The sequence below is a fragment of the Daejeonella sp. genome, from assembly GCF_037719425.1.
Lineage (GTDB): Bacteria > Bacteroidota > Bacteroidia > Sphingobacteriales > Sphingobacteriaceae > Daejeonella.
Genome location: NZ_JBBJNI010000207.1, coordinates 3316 through 5763, shown reverse-complemented (window position 1 = coordinate 5763; position 2448 = coordinate 3316). Strand labels below are relative to the sequence as shown.

General features: G+C 41.4%; 3 protein-coding genes. 1 reads left to right on the top strand and 2 read right to left on the bottom strand.

What is annotated here, in order from left to right; translation table 11 throughout:
- Positions 1 to 309 (top strand): PhzF family phenazine biosynthesis protein (locus WKF69_RS18360; protein WP_340383814.1); only part of this gene is annotated, 309 nt, incomplete at its 5' end.
- Positions 310 to 408: 99 nt separating this feature from the next.
- On the opposite strand, the gene WKF69_RS18355 is transcribed toward WKF69_RS18360, so the two are convergent.
- Both WKF69_RS18355 and WKF69_RS18350 read right to left on the bottom strand, forming a co-directional pair.
- Positions 409 to 1116, bottom strand: a complete 708-nt coding sequence (locus WKF69_RS18355) for a TIGR00730 family Rossman fold protein (protein WP_340383812.1) — start codon at positions 1114 to 1116, stop codon at positions 409 to 411.
- A gap of 20 nt (positions 1117 to 1136) precedes the next feature.
- Positions 1137 to 2448, bottom strand: a 1312-nt coding sequence (locus tag WKF69_RS18350) for a sodium:solute symporter (protein WP_340383810.1), incomplete at its 5' end; no start/stop codon positions are given.

Sequence of the window (2448 nt, the reverse complement as noted above, 5' to 3'; positions counted from 1 at the left end):
TCGCTCAGCCCTGACTTTGTTGCGTTGAGTAAAATAGATTCTGTTGGCTTCATTGCAACAGCACCCGGTGATAACAGCGATTTTGTTTCCCGGTTTTTTGCTCCATCGGCCGGCATAAACGAAGACCCGGTAACTGGTTCGGCCCACTGTAATCTTATCCCATATTGGGCAAACCGTTTAGGGAAAGAAAATATGCATGCTTACCAGGTTTCAGCCCGGCGTGGCGAGTTATGGTGCCAGCTTAAAGGCGACAGGGTATTAATGTCAGGTAAGGCTGTTACGTACTTGAAGGGAGAGATTTTTGTTTGAGAACCAAGAACCGAGAGCCAAGAACCAGGACATGGGGAAGGACATAATAGATAGCAATGCTAAATTAATACCCCGCATCCTGGCTCTTGATACTTGATTCTAAAAGTTCGGTTTCAACACATACTTATCATAGAACCTGAAAATGTGCTCTGTAGCTTCCTCCGCCGTATCAACAAGGCGGAAAAGATTTAGGTCATCTTCGTTAATATTCCTCTCGTCCTGGAGCATGGTATTGGTCACCCAATCTATAAGTCCGGACCAGTAAGATTTACCAACCAATACAATAGGGAAACGTGCAACTTTTCCTGTTTGAATTAGGGTAAGGGCTTCAAACATCTCATCCATAGTTCCGAAACCACCGGGCAGCACAATGAAGCCCTGTGAATACTTCATGAACATCACCTTACGGATGAAGAAATAATCAAATTCCAGGATCTTGTCGCGATCAATGTATTTATTATGAAACTGTTCGAACGGCAGTTCAATGTTTAATCCTACAGATTTACCTCCAGCTTCGAAAGCGCCTTTGTTAGCCGCCTCCATAATTCCCGGGCCACCGCCAGAAATAACACCATACCCTCTTTCAGTTAATAAGCGAGCGCAATCTTCCGCTAATTTGTAGTATTTGTTTTCGTTTGACGTTCTTGCAGATCCAAAAATGGATACACAGGGGCCTATTTTGGCAAGCTTTTCGAAACCGTCTACAAACTCTGCCATTATCTTAAAGATCTGCCATGAATCTGTAACCTTTATTTCCTGCCAGTTCTTATTCTCAAATGCACTTCTTATTTTATCATCACTTGTCATAACTCACTTTGTAATTCAAATTAAAATTGGGTTTTTGCAGTTGTTGGCCTGCTGATCAATAGTAAACCAATAAAGGTGATCAGACCGTTAACTACGATCAGTTCATTATCAAAAACATAGCCACCCATTAAAGTAGCAGAGTTTTTATTGAGGAAGAAGCAAATAGCAGGTGATAATAAACAGATAAATGGAACCAGTTTATCCTGTACACCACGATTTTTCATAAACAACCCAAATCCGTAAAGACCTAAAAGTGGCCCGTAAGTATAGGAAGCAACTGTAAATATTGCACTAACTACAGCGGCGTTATTTACAGCGTTGAAAAGAATAATTACCAGGAACATCAATAGTGAAAAACCCACGTGAACAAAGTGCCTGGTTCTAACAACTGAAGGTGCGTTAAGATCTTTTTTCTTGGCAAATCCAAGGAAATCAACACAGAAGGAGGTTGTTAATGCTGTTAGCGCCGAATCGGTTGTGGCAAATGTGGCAGCGGTTAGCCCTAGCATAAATATGACACCGGGAATAATGGTCAGGTGATTAAATGCTATTTCCGGGAAGAGGAAGTCTGTCCTGGGTTTGCCGGTAACGGCATCCACTGGAATCTCGATACCATTTTTTGTCGCGTAGATATATAACAAAGCACCAACGCTGAGGAAGAAAATGTTAATTACCACAAATACGGCTGTAAATGTGAACATGTTCTTTTGAGCTTCCCCTATATTTTTACAGCTAAGATTCTTCTGCATAAGGTCCTGGTCGAGACCTGTCATGGCAATAGTTACGAAAATACCGCCCAGCAATTGTTTGGTAACATGGAACTTGCTTGTTACAAAATCCTCGAAGAAGAACACTTTCGAATACCCACTATTTTTTATTGTCTCAAAGGCCTCAGGAATGTTTAAGCCAAGACTTGAGCAGATAAAATATATAGTCAGAATCACAGATGATACCAGGAATACGGTTTGAAGAGTATCTGTTATAATAATAGTTTTTAATCCACCTTTGTAGGTATAGGACCAGATCAAACCTAGTGATATCAAAACGGTGGCCCAGAAAGGAACACCATAAGAATCGAAAATAAACCGCTGCAATACGATCACAACAAGATATAGTCGGAATGCAGAACCAATTGTGCGGCTCAAAAGAAATATGCTGGCAGCAGTTTTATAACTGTGCGTTCCGAGCCTCTCTTCTATGTACGTGTAAATGGACGTAAGCTTCATCCGGTAATAAAGAGGGAGCAGTACCGTCGCAATAATTATAAAACCAATAGCATTCCCCAGGACGAACTGGAAGTACTTAAACTCATTACCTGCGGGATTGCCAACC

What these genes read in the sequence shown, in the direction of transcription:
- WKF69_RS18355 (WP_340383812.1), bottom strand. Translation starts at nt 1,116, where the DNA reads ATGACAAGTGATGATAAAATAAGAAGTGCATTTGAGAATAAGAACTGG.